Below are 15,918 nucleotides of genomic sequence, written 5' to 3'. Positions count from 1 at the left end.
TGCGGGAAGATCCGTATGAGACCCTTCGTCTGCCATCACTCCCCCGAGTTGCAACAAAAGACACGACAGGAGCCGTCGCGATCGGGCAGCCCGACCCTTTTTGACCCCCGGTAGAGGGCGCACAGGATAGGGCAAACGGATCGGGAGAGGCAAGCTTATCCGGCGGGCATGAAATCGGACACCCGGCGAAAAAAAAGAACGGATATGGCGTTATAGCCACACCCGTTCTTTCTTGTAGTCTCAGACAAGACGCCCCTGCAATGCAAGGGCGTCCGTTTGTCCGATCAGGCCGAAGCCAGAGCCTTGATGCGAGCCGAGAGGCGCGACAGCTTGCGGCTCACCGTGTTGGCAGCAAGGACGCCCTTGCCGACAGCGCGCTGCATTTCCGGCTGCGCTGCGCGCAGGGCATCGTTGGCGGCGCTCTTGTCACCCGAAAGAATGGCCGTTTCGACCTTCTTCACGAAGGTGCGGACGCGGGACATGCGGGAAACGTTACGCTCACGGCGACGCTCGTTCTGACGGATGCGCTTGCGCGCAGAGGCGGTGTTAGCCATTTCTACTCTTCAGCCCTGTTCTGTTCGGCTTGTTAGGTTGCCTTGCGACAACAATAAAGCATGCCAGCCAATCATCTCTAAAAGAGACGCAGAGCCAGCGGAGGGCTCGCCTTTAGTCCAGTTTTACGCTGCCAGTCAAGCGTCCTCTAAAGAAAGTGGCGGTTGAAGGCGTGGACAGTAGAAACTCGAACGCCCAGCCTGAACGACACGACGAATGCCGTGGCACGCAGGATAGCCCGGACAATCGGGGCAAGGCTCCCCCTCCCGCCCGTAGACCTGATGGAGATCCTGGAAAGCCCCCGGTTTCCCTTCGGAATCGACATAATCGCGCAGGGTCGAACCACCGGCGCCGATAGCCTCTTCCAGCACGGCGGGGGTGACCTCTGCGATGCGTGTCACCTCATCGACAAGAAGCGACGCAGCGCGTCTCTCTGGATTGATCCGGGCACGAAAAAGAATTTCCGACACATATATATTGCCGAGCCCCGCCACGACATGCTGATCGAGCAGCACGGTCTTGATGGGCGAGCGCTTGCCCGCGAGCTTCGCTACAAGATAGGCGGCGTCGAAACCCGGCAGAAGCGGATCGGCCCCCAGCCTTGCCAGAAGTGGATGCTCGCGCTCACGTCCTGAGTCCAGAAGCAGGAAACACCCGAAACGCCTAGGGTCTACCAGGCCGATGCGAGTGCCGTTATCGAGCGTCAGCGTGACATGCTCATGGAGCATCGGCAGATAGGCTGCGCTCTTGCGTCGGGAATGCGTGATGCGGATACGCCCGCTCATTCCCAGATGAATAAGCAGGGTCGGCCCGCGCATGAGGGCAATCAGCATATATTTGCCCAGACGCGTCGCTGCGCGGATCTTCTTGCCGTCCGCTCGTATCGACAGATCGTCAGGCACGGGCCAGCGCAGATCGTTTCTGACCTCCGTGCTGATGATACGACGGCCATCGAGGGCCGCCCTTAATCCAATGAGGATGGTTTCAACTTCTGGTAGCTCTGGCATCTTGGGTGCCGACACTATATCCAGAGAAGCATGACCGACAACGCATCATTTCCCCTTCCCGAATCAGCCAGTGGCGAGAGGGATGAGACCACCGATTTCGGATATCGCTCCGTCCCGAAGGCCGAGAAGAAGCCGCTGGTGCGCGCTGTCTTCGACAGCGTAGCGGGCCGCTACGATGTCATGAACGATGTGATGTCGCTCGGCATCCACCGCGTCTGGAAGCGCATTTTCATCACCACCCTTGCCCCGAGGCGCGACCTCAAGCTGCTCGATCTGGCAGGGGGCACGGGCGATATCAGCTTTGGCTGGCTGAAAAACAACGGCGGCCCGGCGCTGCTGACCGATATCAACGCCTCGATGCTCGAAGTCGGCCGCTCGCGAGCAGCGAGCAAGGGCTATCTGAGCGATATCGAATTTTCCGTCGTCGATGCCGAAGCGATTCCGCTGCCCGATCGTAGCGTCGACCGCGTGTCCATCGCCTTCGGCCTGCGCAATTGCACCGATAAAAGCGCAGTCCTGCGTGAAGCCCGTCGCGTGCTGCGTCCTGGCGGCAAGTTCTGCTGCCTCGAATTCTCCCGCGTTCAGGTCGCGGCCCTCGCGCCGATCTACGATGCCTGGTCTTTTGGTGTTCTGCCCAGAATGGGCCAGATCATTGCCAAGGACGCCGAGAGCTATCGCTATCTGGCCGAGAGCATTCGTACATTTCCCGAGCAGGATGTGCTGGCCGCGATGATGCGCGAGGCCGGGCTGGAAAAGGTGAGCTATCAGAATCTTTCTGGCGGGATCGCAGCCATCCATTCCGGCTGGAAGCTCTGATCGTTCATGCGCGCGCGGGTCATCCTGATCATAGGCGGCGGGATCGCCGCCTATAAATCGCTGGAACTGATCCGGCTGCTCCGCAAGCGCGACATTGCGGTCGAATGCGTCCTGACCGAATCCGCCACGCATTTCGTCACCCCGCTTTCGGTTCAGGGGCTATCTGGCGCCCCGGTTCATACGGCGCTGCTTTCTCTGGCTGAAGACAGCCAGATGGACCATATCGCTCTCTCACGCAGTGCCGATCTACTGGTAATCTGCCCGGCAACAGCCAATCTTCTGGCGCGCATGGCCCATGGCTTTGCCGACGATCTGGCCACGACGCTTCTTCTGGCCACCGACACACCGGTCATGATCGCCCCGGCCATGAATGTGCGCATGTGGCAACACCCGGCAACGCAGGAAAACCTCCGCCTTCTTCAGGCTCGCGGCTGTCTGTTCGTAGGCCCGGATGACGGGGAGATGGCCTGCGGTGAATTCGGCCCCGGTCGGCTGAGCGAGCCTGAAGCCATCGCCAGCGCTATCGAAGACGCCCTGTTTTCGCGCAAGCCTCTTTCGGGGCGCCATGTTCTTGTGACCGCAGGCCCGACCCATGAGCCGATTGACCCTGTGCGGTTCATCGCCAATCATTCGTCAGGCAAGCAGGGCTACGCAATAGCCGCTGCCTGCGCGCAACTCGGCGCGCAGGTGACGCTCATAAGCGGCCCCACAGCCCTACCCTGTCCTGCTGGTGTAATGCGCGTAGACGTTATCACGGCGCTCGACATGCTTGCTGCCTGTGAGGCCGCTCTGCCCGCCGACTGCGCCATCTGTGCTGCGGCTGTCGGCGACTGGCGTGTGACCGAGACCGCCATGCAAAAGCGCAAGAAAGCGGGGGGGGAGCCACCCAGCCTCGCATTGGTCGAAAACCCGGACATCCTCGCCACACTCTCACGCCCCGGCGCCCGGCGCCCGTCTCTCGTCATCGGCTTCGCGGCGGAAACGGAAGCGCTTCAGGATCACGCCGTCGCCAAGAAAAAACGTAAGGGCTGCGACTGGCTGCTGGCCAACGATGTCAGCACCGGAACCGGTGTTTTCGGTGGCGAGCAGAATCGTATCCTTTTTCTGGATGGCGACACCATCGAGCCATGGCCCGCTATGCCCAAGACAGGCGTAGCAAGCGCTCTCGCCGCGCGTATCGCGGCCTGTTTTTCTTCTTCCCCAAGGTAAGGCTTCATGTCACCGCTTCCCGTCGAACTCGTCAGGCTACCCCATGCCGAAGGTCTGGACCTTCCTCATTACGCCAGCAGCGGCGCTGCAGGCATGGATCTGCTCGCCGCCACCATGGCAGACGTCATCGTCAAGGCGGGCGAACGCGCTCTGATCCCCACCGGGCTCAGAATCGGCCTGCCTGCGGGATATGAATTGCAGATCCGCCCCCGCTCGGGGCTGGCGCTGAAACATGGCATCACACTGCCCAACACGCCCGGCACCATCGATGAGGATTATCGCGGCGAGATCGGGGTTATCGTGCTCAATACGGGCAAGGAAGATTTCGTTATTTCCCGCGGCATGCGGATCGCTCAGGCCGTGCTCGCCCCCGTCATTCGTTTGACATGGGTGGAAGTTTCTGAACTGGATGAAACCGCTCGCGGCGCTGGCGGATTTGGCAGCACGGGTATCGCCCGGACACCCTGAAGCCAGATGCCGCGTCTGACGAGTTTGACGACCGGTAGTTTCTGACCGTTCGGTGAACGGCTTTTCGGAAGCGGGTTTCTGTGCCCTGACCGGCTGGTCCAGACCGGCTGCGCCGAGGCTCTGAGTGGGGCGAGACGCTGTGACCCCTTCCGTGGCGCATAGGGCGCGGAAAGGGCCAGCGGAGAAGCCAGTTACAAGGAAGGAGCGCATGTCGCCATTACGGGTGCGACGCGGCACACGCGGAGCGGAACGAAAATCGGGGCTGACGGCATCGCTCGTCGGCACGCTTGTTGTGGTCGCCGCTCTGGCCCTGTTCTCGCGCTTCCTGCCGTCACGTCTGACCCCCTTTCATCATGGCGGGTTGATTGCGCCGCATTTCCGCTCGCTTGCGGGGTTGCAGGTGCTGCTTGGCGATTTCGGCCATACAGCCCTGCGCATGATCGGCGCGACACTCATCGGCTCGCTGCTCGGGGCCGTTCTGGCGCTGCTCGCCGCGAAGCTCCCTGTGCTGCGCGGTGCAGTCGGTACGGCTTTGGGCGGCATGCATATGGTGCCTCTGCTCTGCCTCCTGCCCTTCCTGCGCCTTCTGGGTTTCGAAATCGCGGCAATAGGCACGACTTCCCTTTGCTTCGCCGCCCCCATAGCCACCGCCGCCCTTGTGTCTTGGGCGCAAATACCGCGCGCACTCGATGAGGCGACACGCGGTCTCGGGCTCACAAGCTGGCAGCGCCTGTGGCGGCTGGAAGCCCCTTTTGCCATTCCCGGCGGTGTAACTGCTCTGGCCCGCGCCATGCCGCTCGCATGGTGCGTTCTGATTGCGACCGAGATGCTGCCCGTCAACGGAGCGCTCTCCTCGCGCCCTGGGCTAGGCGCTCATGCCGCACAGGCGGCAGCCATAGGCTCCGTGTGGCAAACGACCCTCGCGGCGTTCCTGATCGGCGTTTTGGCGTTTCTCTATGATTCCTGCCTGGTTTTCCCCTGGCAGATCTGGGCGGATCGCTATCGATTGCGCCCTCTTTTCGACGGTGCCCCTGATCCGTGGATGCTGCGATTCTGGCGCCGTACCCGGCTACTGAAGCGAGCGGGCGAGAAACTGCGCCGTGCGCTGGCCTGGCTCGGCGATATGAGATGGGGCGGCACGGGTTTTCGTCCGGTCGTACACGCTGTGTCGCCCTCGCCACTGATCGGCCTCTCCTCCGGGATTTTCCTTCTCCTGATCGTTGTCGGTTTTTTCTACCGGCATCATGCACTCGACCTTGGCGATCTAGGGATCGTGGTCGCGCAAAGTCTTATATCCGCCTTGCGCATGACTTTGGCCTTGCTGCTGGCGCTCGCTCTCTGGCTTCCCCTTGGCGTCTGGCTCGGCCTCTCATCGCGCCGCGCCGCAATCGCACGCGCCGCCGCCCGGTTTCTGACGCTCTATCCCAAAAACATTCTATTCCCCGTTTTATGCCTTGCGCTGACGACCTTGCATTTCTCGCCCCTGATATGGCCGCTCATTCTGTGCTTCTTCTTCGTTCAGGGTCTGCTTCTGGCCCAGATCCTGCGCGGTATGCGCAGCTATCCCGTCGACCTGTTACAGGCTGCCCAGAACTTGCAGATCAAGGGCTGGCTCTGGTGGAGCCGCGTGCTGCTACCCGGTCTCGCCCCCGCCCTGCTCGAAGCCGTCAGTGCAGCCTCCATGACGGGGTGGACGATCCTGATTTTGGCGGAGCGGTCGTCTTGGACTCTGCAGAATCGTGATGGCAGCGGCATCGGCGCCTATGTTGCCCATGCTATCGAAACAGGCGATCTGCCGCGTGTCGTATTGGGGGCTGCCGTGCTGACGCTCTGCATCGCACTCGGTGAAATTCTGGTCTGGCACCCCCTGCGCGTGCAGATCCGCAGACGCATCCAACCCTCTCAGAACTGACCATGGAGCCTGACATGCAGGAAATCCTGCTCTCGATCCGCAATTGTCTTCAGGTCTATCAAAAGCAAAGCAGCACCGATTTGCCGGTGCTCGAGGATGTGAGCTTCGACCTCCATGCGGGCGAGATCGTGGGGCTTGTCGGGCGCTCTGGCTCGGGCAAGAGCACATTGTTGCGCATCGCTTCGGGCCTGATACCAGCGAGCGCGGGCGAGATTGTCTGGAAAGGGCAGGCCCTTGCCGGGCCGACGCCCGATATCGCCATGGTCTTTCAGTCTTTCGCGCTGTTTCCATGGCTGACCGTTCAGCAGAACATCATGCTCGGCCTCGAAGCCAAGCGCCTGCCCCGGAGCGAGTGCGAGAGGCGCTGCGACGATCTGATCGACCTGATCGGGCTCAATGGCTACGAAAACGCCCTGCCAAAAGAGCTTTCCGGCTCGATGCAGCAACGCGTCGGTCTGGCGCGCGCTCTGGTCATGGAGCCCGACCTGCTGCTGATGGACGAACCTTTCTCGTCTCTCGACATGCTGACGGCGGAAAATCTGCGCACGGATCTGATCGAGCTCTGGTCTGAAAAGCGCTTGCCGACCCGTGCCATGATGCTGGTCACGCATAATGTCGAAGAGGCCGTGCTGATGTGCGACCGCATTCTGCTGTTTTCGTCCAATCCGGGGCGGGTCTCACATGAATTGACCGTGCCTTTCCCTCATCCACGTAACCGTGACGATGGCGCCTTCAGGCAATTTGTCGATCATATCTACACGCTCATGACCCGCCGCGCGCCGCTGGTCTCTGAAGCCAGCCTGGAAAGCGGCGCACCGACACCCGCACCGCATCCCATGGCACTCGTGCTACCGCCGATTCCAATCAATGTGCTTGTTGGTCTGCTTGAGACCCTGGCCGCAGCCCCGCTCAACGGTCGCGCCGATTTGCCGCATCTCTCCGAAAGGTTGCAGATGGCGCTCGACGATCTCTTTCCACTAGGGGAATCTCTGCAGCTTCTGGAACTGGCAGAGCTTGAGGACGGCGATATTCTCATGACGGAAGCGGGTATTCGCTTCGTTCAGGCCGATCAGGACGAGCGGCGCGAAATCATGCGCACCGCCCTGCTGCATCACATCCCGCTCATTCGCTCCATCCGCGCGGTTCTGGACGAACGTTCCGGCCATCGCACTGGCGCCGATCGGTTCCGTGAGGAGCTGGAAGCCACCATGTCACCCGGCTATGCCGAGCAGACGCTCATGACCGCTACGAACTGGGCGCGCTACACCGAACTTTTCGATTTCGATGAGGAAGCCGACCAGTTCATGCTCGACCGTGAAGCGGGAGGCTATTGAGGACACGCGGAGCACCCGATGCCGGCACGATACGCTTGCCGAACGATAGGACACTGGCGGGCTTTGCTTCAGGGGGGCAGAGCCCGATAATTGCCGTCAGGAACGAGCTCAACCCTTGAGGCGGTCGCGATACATCTTGCGCGCCTTGGCTACTTTCGGCGCCACGACAGCGCTGCAATAGGCGGTCTCCGGGTTACGGGCGAAGTAATCATGATGCTTCTCCTCCGCCTCCCAGAACACCGCCGGACCCGCAATTTCGGTAACGATCGGATCGGCCCAGATGCCTGATCCCGCGATCTCCTGAGTGACCTGACGGGCGATTGCATCCTGCGCCGGATCGAGAGCGAAAATCACTGATCGGTACTGCGTGCCGATATCGTTCCCCTGACGATTAAGCTGCGTCGGGTCGTGTGTGGTGTAGAACACCCTCAGCACGTCGGCGAAGCTGATTTCCTGCGGGTCGAACACGACCTCGACCACTTCTGCATGGCCGGTGGCGCCCGAACAGACCTGTTCATAGCTCGGGTTTTCACGCCGACCGCCTGCATAGCCGGGCTGAGCGGATTTGACGCCGCGCAACCCGGTAAAGATGGCCTCGGTGCACCAGAAGCAACCGCCCCCGACAAGGGCTTTTTCGAGATGGGTTTCGCTCATAGGGGCCTCGCTTTGGCTGATGTCACGCGTTGCGTGGCATCACTGGTTCACGACAGGAAGATAGATGCTGCTGGCCTGCGCCCCACCGCGCGAGATCGACTGCGTCGCGGCCTTATAATCGCCGGGCTTGGCCTCGAAGATGTTCGAGACATAGGTCTGCGGATTACGGTCGTAAAGGGGGAACCAGGAAGACTGGATCTGCACCATGATCCGATGACCGGGCAGGAAGACATGGTTCACCGCAGGAAGGGTGAATTTATATTCCTCGACCTTGTTTGCCGGAATGGCTTCAGGGCGGGCAAAATTGTGGCGATAACGCCCACGGAAAATATCCATCGACACTGAAAGCTCGTATCCCCCCATCTCGGGGCGATTGGCCGTGATGCCCGGATAGACGTCGATGATCTTCACGACCCAATCGGCATCGGTGCCCGTGGTTGCGGCAAAGAGATCGGCGGTCGGCACACCCGAGACACGCACAGGGTGGTCGAGAACAGGCGTCTCATAAGTCAGCACATCGGGGCGGGATTCCGCGAAACGCTGATCAGAAACCAGCCATGGCTTCCAGCGCGCGCCATCGGCGAAGCTGTAGGGGCGCGTCATGAACGGCACAGGATGCGCCGGGTCAGAAACATAGCTGTCGGTTCCCGGTTTTGCGCGCTCGAAGCTCAGCCCGCTGCCCTCTCTCAGATAGAGACGTTCGCCCGTGCCGATGCAGCTATCGCCACAATTGCCGAGCCAGCCGCGCAGATGATCCCAGTGATTATCGCCCGTGTTGTATATGATGGCGTCGTCGAAATTGACCTTGGCGCTGCCCGGCTTCAGATACTGATCGAAGAACGGGCGCATGACATTGGCGCGATACCACAGCGCCGTATCGCCATTGAAATGCAACGGGCCGAGGCTCGACCCGTCGTAATTCACGCCGCTATGGCGCCACGGCCCCATGACGAGAATATTGGGCACCTTGGGATGGTCCTTGCGTAGCGCCACCCAGCTATGGATCGCGCCCCACATATCCTCCTGATCCCAGAGACCCTGCTCCCAGATGGTCGGTACGGTGAGAGGGCGCTTTGCCAGAAGCTTGTCGAGCGCCTGATCCTGCCAGAGCGCATCATAGGCCGGATGGGCCTTCATGCGCTGCCACCACGGGAACTGGTCGAGACCCGCCTTGGTCGCAAAATCGCCAGCCGAACCCGCTTGCAGAAAATTGGTGTAGTCATCGGCGTCTCGACGAGGGATGGCATCACCCTCGCCCTTTTTCGTCATCTGCATGGTGAAATAATCGAAGCTGCCCTGACGGAAAGCACCGTAATGGTACCAGTCATCGCCCATCCAGCCATCGACCATCGGGCTCTCTGGCGCCGCGACTTTCAAAGCCGGATGCGGATTGAGCAGTGCCATCACCACGGTCCACCCTTCATAGGAGGAGCCCGTCATGCCAACACGCCCGTTGCTCTGCTTCACGTTCTTGATGAGCCAATCAATCGTGTCCCAGGCATCGGTCGTGTCATCGGTCTTGCTCGGGTTGAGCGGACCGATGGGCGGACGCGTCATCACGTAATCGCCCTCTGAACCGTATTTGCCGCGCACATCCTGAAAGACCCGGATATAGCCACCATCGACGAATACGCCGTCACCCTGCGGCAGCAGATTGCGCATCTCGGAGGCACCCGACACACGATCGGCGCGCTCAGAGGCGTGATAGGGGGTGCGTGTCAGCAGGATCGGCGCTTCGTGATCTTTCGCCGCCTTGGGGATGACGATCACGGTGTGCAGCTTCACCCCGTCGCGCATCGGGATCATGACATCCTGCTTGACATAATCCCACCCGGTTTCGGGCATCTGCACATGGGCCGGGATATCGGAGCCACGCTGCACCATATCCGGCGTGACAGCAGGGCCATTAACCGCCTGAGCAAGGGCCTGAGAGGCGCCCAGCAGGCAGGAGGTCATAAGCAACAGAGAGCGGGTCAGATTTCCACAGCGCACGCAGTCATTTCCTTGGTCGGCTTTACAATTGCGGGGATGATTGAACAGACTTCCCCTTGCGGCAAGCGATTGGCCACGTTATTTCGCTCAGGGTAATAAAAATACGCTCATGGGCCGCTTGCTATTGCATTTCATGCGCAGTTCGCCCGTCTCCTCCAGCAGTTTCGGATCAGTGTCATGCCTGCCTATCGTTCCCGCACCACCACCCACGGCCGCAATATGGCCGGCGCCCGCGCCCTGTGGCGCGCTACGGGCATGACGGACAAGGATTTCGGCAAGCCCATCATCGCGGTTGCCAATTCCTTCACACAATTCGTGCCGGGCCATGTGCATCTAAAGGATATGGGTGCGCTGGTAGGCGGCGCGATTGCCGAGGCCGGTGGCATTGCGCGCGAATTCAACACCATCGCCGTCGATGACGGCATCGCCATGGGCCATGGCGGCATGCTTTACAGCCTGCCCTCACGCGAGCTGATCGCCGATTCCATCGAATATATGGTCAATGCCCATTGCGCCGATGCGCTGGTCTGCATCAGCAATTGCGACAAGATCACGCCGGGTATGCTCATGGCGTCGCTGCGCCTGAACATTCCCGTCGTGTTCGTCTCTGGCGGCCCGATGGAGGCAGGCAAGCTCGACGGCCCCGGGATCAATCGCAAGCTCGACCTCGTCGATTCCATGGTGGCCGCCGCCAATCCGAAAGTGTCGGACGCTGAGTCCGAAGCCATCGAACGCTCGGCCTGCCCTACCTGCGGCTCCTGCTCTGGCATGTTCACCGCCAATTCCATGAACTGCCTGACTGAGGCTCTGGGTCTTTCCCTGCCCGGCAATGGCAGCCTTCTCGCCACCCATGCCGATCGCCGCGAGCTGTTCCTCGAAGCCGGTCGTCTGGTGGTGTCCCTCGCCCGTCGTTGGTACGAACAGGACGATGCCACGGCCCTGCCGCGCAGCATCGCGACAAAAGCCGCGTTCGAAAACGCCATGACGCTCGATATCGCTATGGGCGGTTCGACTAATACCGTTTTGCATCTGCTGGCTGCGGCGCGTGAGGCCGGGGTCGATTTCCATATGGCCGATATTGACCGCCTGTCGCGCAAAGTGCCCAACCTGTGCAAGGTGGCGCCTGCAAAGAACGACGTACATATGGAAGACGTGCATCGTGCGGGCGGCATTCCCGCCATTCTGGCCGAGTTGGACCGTTGCGGCCTGATCGACACGACGGCCCATACCGTTCATGCCCCGACCATGAAAGACGCACTGACGAAATGGGACGTGCTTTCAGGCGACGAACAGGCCAGAACGCGCTTTCTCGCCGCACCAGGGGGCGTGCGCACCACTGAAGCCTTCTCGCAGTCGAGCCGTTATTACGAGCTGGATACCGACCGCCAGAACGGCGTGCTGCGCGACCGCGCCCACGCCTTTTCGCAGGATGGCGGTCTGGCCGTGCTATACGGCAATCTGGCCGAAGCCGGTGCCATCGTGAAAACCGCGGGCGTTGTCGACAGCCTTCTGACATTCACGGGCCGCGCCCGCGTGTTCGAAAGCCAAGAAGACGCTGTTGCCGGTATTCTGGCCAACAAGATCGCCGATGGCGACGTGGTCGTAATCCGTTACGAAGGGCCCAAGGGCGGGCCGGGCATGCAGGAAATGCTCTACCCAACCAGCTATCTCAAATCGAAGGGGCTGGCCGAAACCTGCGCTCTGATCACCGATGGCCGTTTCTCGGGCGGCAGTTCGGGGCTCTCCATTGGCCATATTTCGCCGGAAGCGGCTGAAGGCGGGCTGATCGGACTGCTCGAAGAGGGCGACCGGATCGAAATCGACATCCCGAACCGCGTCATGCGCGCTCTGGTAGACGATGCGGTTCTGGCCGAACGCCGCGAGCGAATGGAAGCTTTGGGCGCGCATGCCTGGACGCCGGACCGCGTGCGCGAAGTCTCCCCCGCGCTTCGCGCCTATGGCCTGCTGACCACCAGCGCCGCCAATGGTGCCGTGCGCGACCTGAGCCAGATCACGCGCCGTTCCTGATAATTTGGCAGTAACGCCCCTGACCGGAACGAGGCAGAAGTTTCGTTCCGGTCATCTGGTCCTGCCTTGAGAATTCTCACCGAGGGAACGAGGTCAATGCGCAGGCGCACAATGGGCACTCGTCTCGGCATCGTGCAGGCTCAAGCGCTGCTTTTCGAGAGCGTCCAGCGTCTCCTTCACCTCGTTATCGATCTCGACCCCGCCCTCAGGCGTCCAGAGCGCCCCTTGCATAATTCCTAAACCCGGTAGCGGGTCGAAACGTACGGCTAGACCCGGATAGCCCGGCGCACTGGGCGGCAGACGTGGCTCGTGGCGCCTCTGGCCGATGCGATGGATAAGCCGTTCCTCTTTCTTGAGCATGACGATACAGCGCGCATCCTGCGCCTTGGCGGGCATGCAAGACAGCACGAGCCCGCCCAGAGTCAGGGCCGTCGCCCCGATGAAAAACCGCCATGTCACGGTTGCGCCTGGACGCAAGGTTTGTGTCGACCCGCCTGTGTCGAGAGGAAAAGCTCCTGAGCGCATCATCATGGCGTTTCTCTCATCAATACTGCATTTGCATGCCGAGCAGGAACGCATCGGACTGCGTGCCGCTGGCCGGGGTGTAGCGGGCAAAATCGAAGGTGAAGCGTAGATTATGGCCATCCATCACATAATTCGCGCCTGCATCGAATTGCCGCGTCTTGGGGTTGCCGGGGCCATACAGATGATGGGCGAACCGGAATTGCTGATAGCGCAGCAAGGGCTGGATACGCCCCCATCCCACATGCCAGGGGATAAGATAGGCTGTGCTGACCAGAATGGCCGTGCCACTATTGATTCCGCCTATATTACCGTAATCGGCCTTGTGGTTATTGAAGCTGGGCGCGATGTCGCGCACGCCATCGGTGCGATACTGATAATAGGCTGCTTCGAGCGTGTAGACACCATATCGCGCTATCGTACCGATGCGCTTCTCGAAAAGCCCATCGACATTCCAGGCCTTGTAATCGCCTTTCTGCAAGGCGGGCCCGACACCATTCACCTGATATTGCCCCGCCAGGCCGATCGCCAGGATATCGGCTTTTCCGTAATAGGTACTGGCCGTGTAATAGGCAGGTGAAGGCTCGGGATCGAAAAAATTATATTCGATACGTCCGGCAAACAGGGGGTTATGGCCACTGCCCGACCCGCCATCGATCCAGTTATGCCCCTTAGAGATCCCGGCCATGTAACGGAAACGATCATGGGCCAGTTTACCCCACAGTGTAGCGCCATCGTTACGACCTGACTACATGCCCGGATATTGTGCGACCATTGGGAACGCGTAGGTGCTCAGAAAATAGGGACCGTCGAGGTTAGAGCGATCACTACCGGGCAACATGCGGCCCAGCCAAAGATTGACCGCCTTCACGGGTTCGAATTGCAGAATACCGTCCAGCACATTCCAGTTGCCGTCGCGGATACGCTCGGCATTGAGCGTCGCCTTGACCATGTGCACGATCTGCCCGCCCATATAGATACGCAGATCGCTCGCCGCTGCCGCATCGCCGCCATCGGGCGTCGAGGGGTCTGCCGTCATGTACTGCCCCCTCACCCCGACCCCCATGGTGAAAGACTGCTCAGGCTCCAGATTGACCGTAATCGCTGCTTCGGCGGGGCTCGCCTGCGACAAAACGCCTGTGAGCACCCCAACCAAGACCAGTCGCCGCCCGCAGTATCATACGCGTTATCGTCGTGCATCTTGTCGCTTTCGATGGCCTTTCTGCCGCCTTTGTCATTCCGCCCTCTCTCATCGTCGATACGGGCCACCTGACCGCAAGAGAACATTACGGTTTGAGATCATTCCGAATAAATGCGTAGAATTACTTAGTGGTGTGTCTGCCACAGCTTTTGCATCGGGCTTCGCTTTCTGTGCCAAAGCCCGGCAGCGCGCGGGAGAACACGACGATGAGCCGAATGCGCCTTCTGAGTCACTGTCTGATATTGCCCCTCGCGCTCGCCTTGTCCGACAGCACAAGAGCGCAGGGCAAGGCGCGCCTCCTTGAGGCCGAACAGATCGCCGATCGCTGTGTGACAGGCTCCGCGATCCTGCCTCTTCTCGGCGGCCCTTCTGATGCGCCGATCATCCCGGTAACGATAAATGATCACCCGGCCGCCATGTTTGTCAGCCCGTTATTCGGGCATCTCTTCGTACATAACGCGGGGGATATCTGGTTCAATCAGGGCATAACACACCCAATGATCGCTCAAGACCACGTGCCGGTTCTGAGCGAGCAAACCAGGATAGACACGCTGCAGATCGGCCCAATCATGCTCCATGATCTCATCGCTGAACGCCTCGACGGCGAAGCGCGCCACAGTATTTCGGGCCGCCCCCTTATCGGGATGATCGGTCGCCCGCTCTTCAAAAAGCTTCTTCTGATGCTCGACGTGCCGCATGAGAAACTCGGCCTCATGGTCTGGCGAAACAGCCCGGATTGCAGCTCCGGGCCATCGGCCATTTTCACCCATACACCTCAGATAATTGCAATGGATGACCGGGCGCGGGTCATGGCGCAGATCGACGGCAGGAAACTGCGCCTCACGCTCGATCCCGATCTGGGCATGAACACCTTGCCTGTTTCAGACCCGGCCAATAGCGCCTCGACGGGCGATCTGGCGCACGATCCCAAGGTCGTTACCCGTTTCGGCGCGATCACGCGCGGTGCGCGCCACGTATTCCATTCTTTCCGATTGGGTGAAAAACAGCTCGGCCCCACAGAATTTCTCGTGCTGGAAAATATCGATGAGGGCACGCTCGGAGAGAGCTTCTTTCAGCATAATGTCGTGCTGTTCGATTTTCCTGACGACCAGTTTCTTTTCGCCCCAAGCGAAGCTCGCGTTCTTCAGCCCAATTTAGGGCTGCATTTCGACGAAACCCATCAGGGCTATACCAGCGTGCAGGAAAGTGGCGCCTCTGAGGCCGGCAGAGAGTCGAAATAGGCCATTCGATACTGGGATGTGACGTTCTTGCTTCAGATGTCGCAAACATGTCACCCACGATTGCGCTTTGTCATGGCATGAAACCGCATCTTTTCAGAATGGGGCCCTTATCGGCCTCCTGAGATTCGTGAGAGTATTCATGCATCGTCTTTTTCCGCCCGCCGCCGTGCCGACGACGCGCCGCCGGGATATCCTGCTGGGCCTTGGCGCACTGATGGCCTGTGGCGCCGCCCCCGCCGTGACGACGCCGGAAAAAGAAGCGCCGGCATGCGACACCGGGATCAAACCGGAGGGGGGCGATCGTCAGGGTAAATTCGACGCCAAGGGTCAGCCACTGATCTGGCCGGGCAACACGATCATATGCCCGTTCAATGCCACCGATCCGCTCGCGCAGGCGATGCTCGACATGAACCAGCTGATCCTGCGCGAGTGGCGTGACTTCATAACTCCCACACCGCCCTCAAGCTATCACATGACCATCCTCGGCGGCGTCGACCCCGAGCAGAAGGCCAAGGGCAACTGGCCCTCGGGCATCAGCACGACGCTCCCGATCGCCAATACCGCGCCGATCATCCGCGACCGACTGGCTGCGATACGCTTCGATATTCCCGAAAAAATCGAAATGGAAATCGACGCGGACCGCTTCCACGCACCGCTGGTCGGCGTGCCACTTCGTCCGGCCAATGCGGCCATGGCGACAGCCCTTTACGATTTGCGTCGCCAGCTTGCCGAATCCATCGGCTTTCATCCTGATAATCTCATGACTTTCATGTTCCATGCGACCTATGGCTATAAAATTCGCCATATCCCACGCTCGCAAAAAGACGTGCTGCGTCGGCAGGTCCATGGCTGGCGTCGTGAAAACGCCGACAAGCTCGGCACCATCGTCATTCCGCCGCCAGTCTTTTGCAGTTTCGAGACGATGTTCGCGTTCACGCCGCTTCTCACGCTCCAGCGTAAAGGCTGACGTCGCGTTAGGCGC

Annotated in this window: 15 protein-coding genes; 8 read left to right on the top strand and 7 right to left on the bottom strand. The window is 60.4% G+C overall.

What is annotated here, in order from left to right:
• Positions 1 to 284: 284 nt before the first annotated feature.
• Both rpsT and mutM read right to left on the bottom strand, forming a co-directional pair.
• Entirely contained in the window at positions 285 to 554 is a 270-nt protein-coding gene (rpsT, locus tag ABHV46_RS15355; protein ID WP_336945488.1) for a 30S ribosomal protein S20, read from the bottom strand.
• A 135-nt stretch (positions 555 to 689) separates the two neighbouring features.
• Positions 690 to 1,559, bottom strand: a complete 870-nt coding sequence (gene mutM, locus ABHV46_RS15350) for a bifunctional DNA-formamidopyrimidine glycosylase/DNA-(apurinic or apyrimidinic site) lyase (RefSeq protein ID WP_438384465.1) — start codon at positions 1,557 to 1,559, stop codon at positions 690 to 692.
• A gap of 30 nt (positions 1,560 to 1,589) precedes the next feature.
• On the opposite strand from mutM, the gene ABHV46_RS15345 reads away from it, so the two are divergent.
• From ABHV46_RS15345 to ABHV46_RS15325, 5 genes are all read left to right on the top strand, one after another.
• Positions 1,590 to 2,375 (top strand): class I SAM-dependent methyltransferase, encoded by a 786-nt coding sequence (locus ABHV46_RS15345; protein ID WP_336945490.1) that lies wholly within the window; start codon positions 1,590 to 1,592, stop codon positions 2,373 to 2,375.
• Between the two features lie 6 nt (positions 2,376 to 2,381).
• Positions 2,382 to 3,584, top strand: a complete 1,203-nt coding sequence (gene coaBC / locus ABHV46_RS15340; protein WP_438382179.1) for a bifunctional phosphopantothenoylcysteine decarboxylase/phosphopantothenate--cysteine ligase CoaBC — start codon at positions 2,382 to 2,384, stop codon at positions 3,582 to 3,584.
• A gap of 6 nt (positions 3,585 to 3,590) precedes the next feature.
• Positions 3,591 to 4,052, top strand: coding sequence for a dUTP diphosphatase (gene dut, locus ABHV46_RS15335; protein WP_336945492.1), 462 nt, complete (start codon positions 3,591 to 3,593; stop codon positions 4,050 to 4,052).
• A 208-nt stretch (positions 4,053 to 4,260) separates the two neighbouring features.
• Positions 4,261 to 5,964 (top strand): hypothetical protein, encoded by a 1,704-nt coding sequence (locus ABHV46_RS15330; protein WP_438382178.1) that lies wholly within the window; start codon positions 4,261 to 4,263, stop codon positions 5,962 to 5,964.
• A 14-nt stretch (positions 5,965 to 5,978) separates the two neighbouring features.
• Positions 5,979 to 7,298: an ABC transporter ATP-binding protein gene (locus ABHV46_RS15325; protein WP_336945494.1), complete on the top strand. Its 1,320-nt coding sequence runs from the start codon at positions 5,979 to 5,981 to the stop codon at positions 7,296 to 7,298.
• Positions 7,299 to 7,406: 108 nt separating this feature from the next.
• Here ABHV46_RS15325 and msrA read toward each other — a convergent pair whose 3' ends face one another.
• Positions 7,407 to 7,952 (bottom strand): peptide-methionine (S)-S-oxide reductase MsrA, encoded by a 546-nt coding sequence (gene msrA, locus ABHV46_RS15320; RefSeq protein WP_438382177.1) that lies wholly within the window; start codon positions 7,950 to 7,952, stop codon positions 7,407 to 7,409.
• 39 nt (positions 7,953 to 7,991) lie between these two features.
• Complete coding sequence (locus ABHV46_RS15315) at positions 7,992 to 9,908, bottom strand: CocE/NonD family hydrolase (protein ID WP_438384460.1); 1,917 nt, start codon at positions 9,906 to 9,908, stop codon at positions 7,992 to 7,994.
• A 213-nt stretch (positions 9,909 to 10,121) separates the two neighbouring features.
• Here ABHV46_RS15315 and ilvD point away from each other — a divergent pair, with 213 nt between their 5' ends.
• Entirely contained in the window at positions 10,122 to 11,972 is a 1,851-nt protein-coding gene (gene ilvD, locus ABHV46_RS15310; RefSeq protein ID WP_438382176.1) for a dihydroxy-acid dehydratase, read from the top strand.
• 93 nt (positions 11,973 to 12,065) lie between these two features.
• Here the strand turns inward: ilvD and ABHV46_RS15305 are convergent, their stop codons facing one another.
• From ABHV46_RS15305 to ABHV46_RS15295, 3 genes are read right to left on the bottom strand one after another with little or no spacing between them, the layout of a single operon-like run.
• Positions 12,066 to 12,503, bottom strand: coding sequence for a hypothetical protein (locus ABHV46_RS15305; RefSeq protein ID WP_438382175.1), 438 nt, complete (start codon positions 12,501 to 12,503; stop codon positions 12,066 to 12,068).
• Between the two features lie 13 nt (positions 12,504 to 12,516).
• On the bottom strand, positions 12,517 to 13,182 hold the full coding sequence (locus ABHV46_RS15300; RefSeq protein WP_438382174.1) for a hypothetical protein: 666 nt from the start codon (positions 13,180 to 13,182) through the stop codon (positions 12,517 to 12,519).
• A gap of 60 nt (positions 13,183 to 13,242) precedes the next feature.
• Positions 13,243 to 13,626 carry a hypothetical protein gene (locus ABHV46_RS15295; protein WP_438382173.1) on the bottom strand — a complete coding sequence of 128 codons (384 nt, stop codon included), beginning with the start codon at positions 13,624 to 13,626 and terminating at the stop codon, positions 13,243 to 13,245.
• A gap of 275 nt (positions 13,627 to 13,901) precedes the next feature.
• On the opposite strand from ABHV46_RS15295, the gene ABHV46_RS15290 reads away from it, so the two are divergent.
• Together ABHV46_RS15290 and ABHV46_RS15285 are read left to right on the top strand one after the other, a co-directional pair.
• Positions 13,902 to 14,936 carry a hypothetical protein gene (locus ABHV46_RS15290; RefSeq protein ID WP_438382172.1) on the top strand — a complete coding sequence of 345 codons (1,035 nt, stop codon included), beginning with the start codon at positions 13,902 to 13,904 and terminating at the stop codon, positions 14,934 to 14,936.
• Positions 14,937 to 15,075: 139 nt separating this feature from the next.
• Positions 15,076 to 15,903 (top strand): DUF1868 domain-containing protein, encoded by an 828-nt coding sequence (locus tag ABHV46_RS15285; RefSeq protein WP_438382171.1) that lies wholly within the window; start codon positions 15,076 to 15,078, stop codon positions 15,901 to 15,903.
• Positions 15,904 to 15,918: the final 15 nt, after the last annotated feature.

Source organism: Asaia sp. BMEF1 (genome assembly GCF_051628905.1).
Classification (GTDB): domain Bacteria; phylum Pseudomonadota; class Alphaproteobacteria; order Acetobacterales; family Acetobacteraceae; genus Asaia.
Note: the sequence above shows the minus strand (reverse complement) of the source record. Positions and strands in the feature narration are given on the sequence as shown.

Excerpts from the sequence above, each read along its gene's own strand:
- rpsT (WP_336945488.1), bottom strand. The coding sequence starts at position 554 with ATGGCTAACACCGCCTCTGCGCGCAAGCGCATCCGTCAGAACGAGCGT.
- mutM (WP_438384465.1), bottom strand. The coding sequence starts at position 1,559 with ATGCCAGAGCTACCAGAAGTTGAAACCATCCTCATTGGATTAAGGGCG.
- ABHV46_RS15345 (WP_336945490.1), top strand. The coding sequence starts at position 1,590 with ATGACCGACAACGCATCATTTCCCCTTCCCGAATCAGCCAGTGGCGAG.
- coaBC (WP_438382179.1), top strand. The coding sequence starts at position 2,382 with ATGCGCGCGCGGGTCATCCTGATCATAGGCGGCGGGATCGCCGCCTAT.
- dut (WP_336945492.1), top strand. The coding sequence starts at position 3,591 with ATGTCACCGCTTCCCGTCGAACTCGTCAGGCTACCCCATGCCGAAGGT.
- ABHV46_RS15330 (WP_438382178.1), top strand. The coding sequence starts at position 4,261 with ATGTCGCCATTACGGGTGCGACGCGGCACACGCGGAGCGGAACGAAAA.
- ABHV46_RS15325 (WP_336945494.1), top strand. The coding sequence starts at position 5,979 with ATGCAGGAAATCCTGCTCTCGATCCGCAATTGTCTTCAGGTCTATCAA.
- msrA (WP_438382177.1), bottom strand. The coding sequence starts at position 7,952 with ATGAGCGAAACCCATCTCGAAAAAGCCCTTGTCGGGGGCGGTTGCTTC.
- ABHV46_RS15315 (WP_438384460.1), bottom strand. The coding sequence starts at position 9,908 with ATGACCTCCTGCCTGCTGGGCGCCTCTCAGGCCCTTGCTCAGGCGGTT.
- ilvD (WP_438382176.1), top strand. The coding sequence starts at position 10,122 with ATGCCTGCCTATCGTTCCCGCACCACCACCCACGGCCGCAATATGGCC.
- ABHV46_RS15305 (WP_438382175.1), bottom strand. The coding sequence starts at position 12,503 with ATGATGATGCGCTCAGGAGCTTTTCCTCTCGACACAGGCGGGTCGACA.
- ABHV46_RS15300 (WP_438382174.1), bottom strand. The coding sequence starts at position 13,182 with ATGGCCGGGATCTCTAAGGGGCATAACTGGATCGATGGCGGGTCGGGC.
- ABHV46_RS15290 (WP_438382172.1), top strand. The coding sequence starts at position 13,902 with ATGAGCCGAATGCGCCTTCTGAGTCACTGTCTGATATTGCCCCTCGCG.
- ABHV46_RS15285 (WP_438382171.1), top strand. The coding sequence starts at position 15,076 with ATGCATCGTCTTTTTCCGCCCGCCGCCGTGCCGACGACGCGCCGCCGG.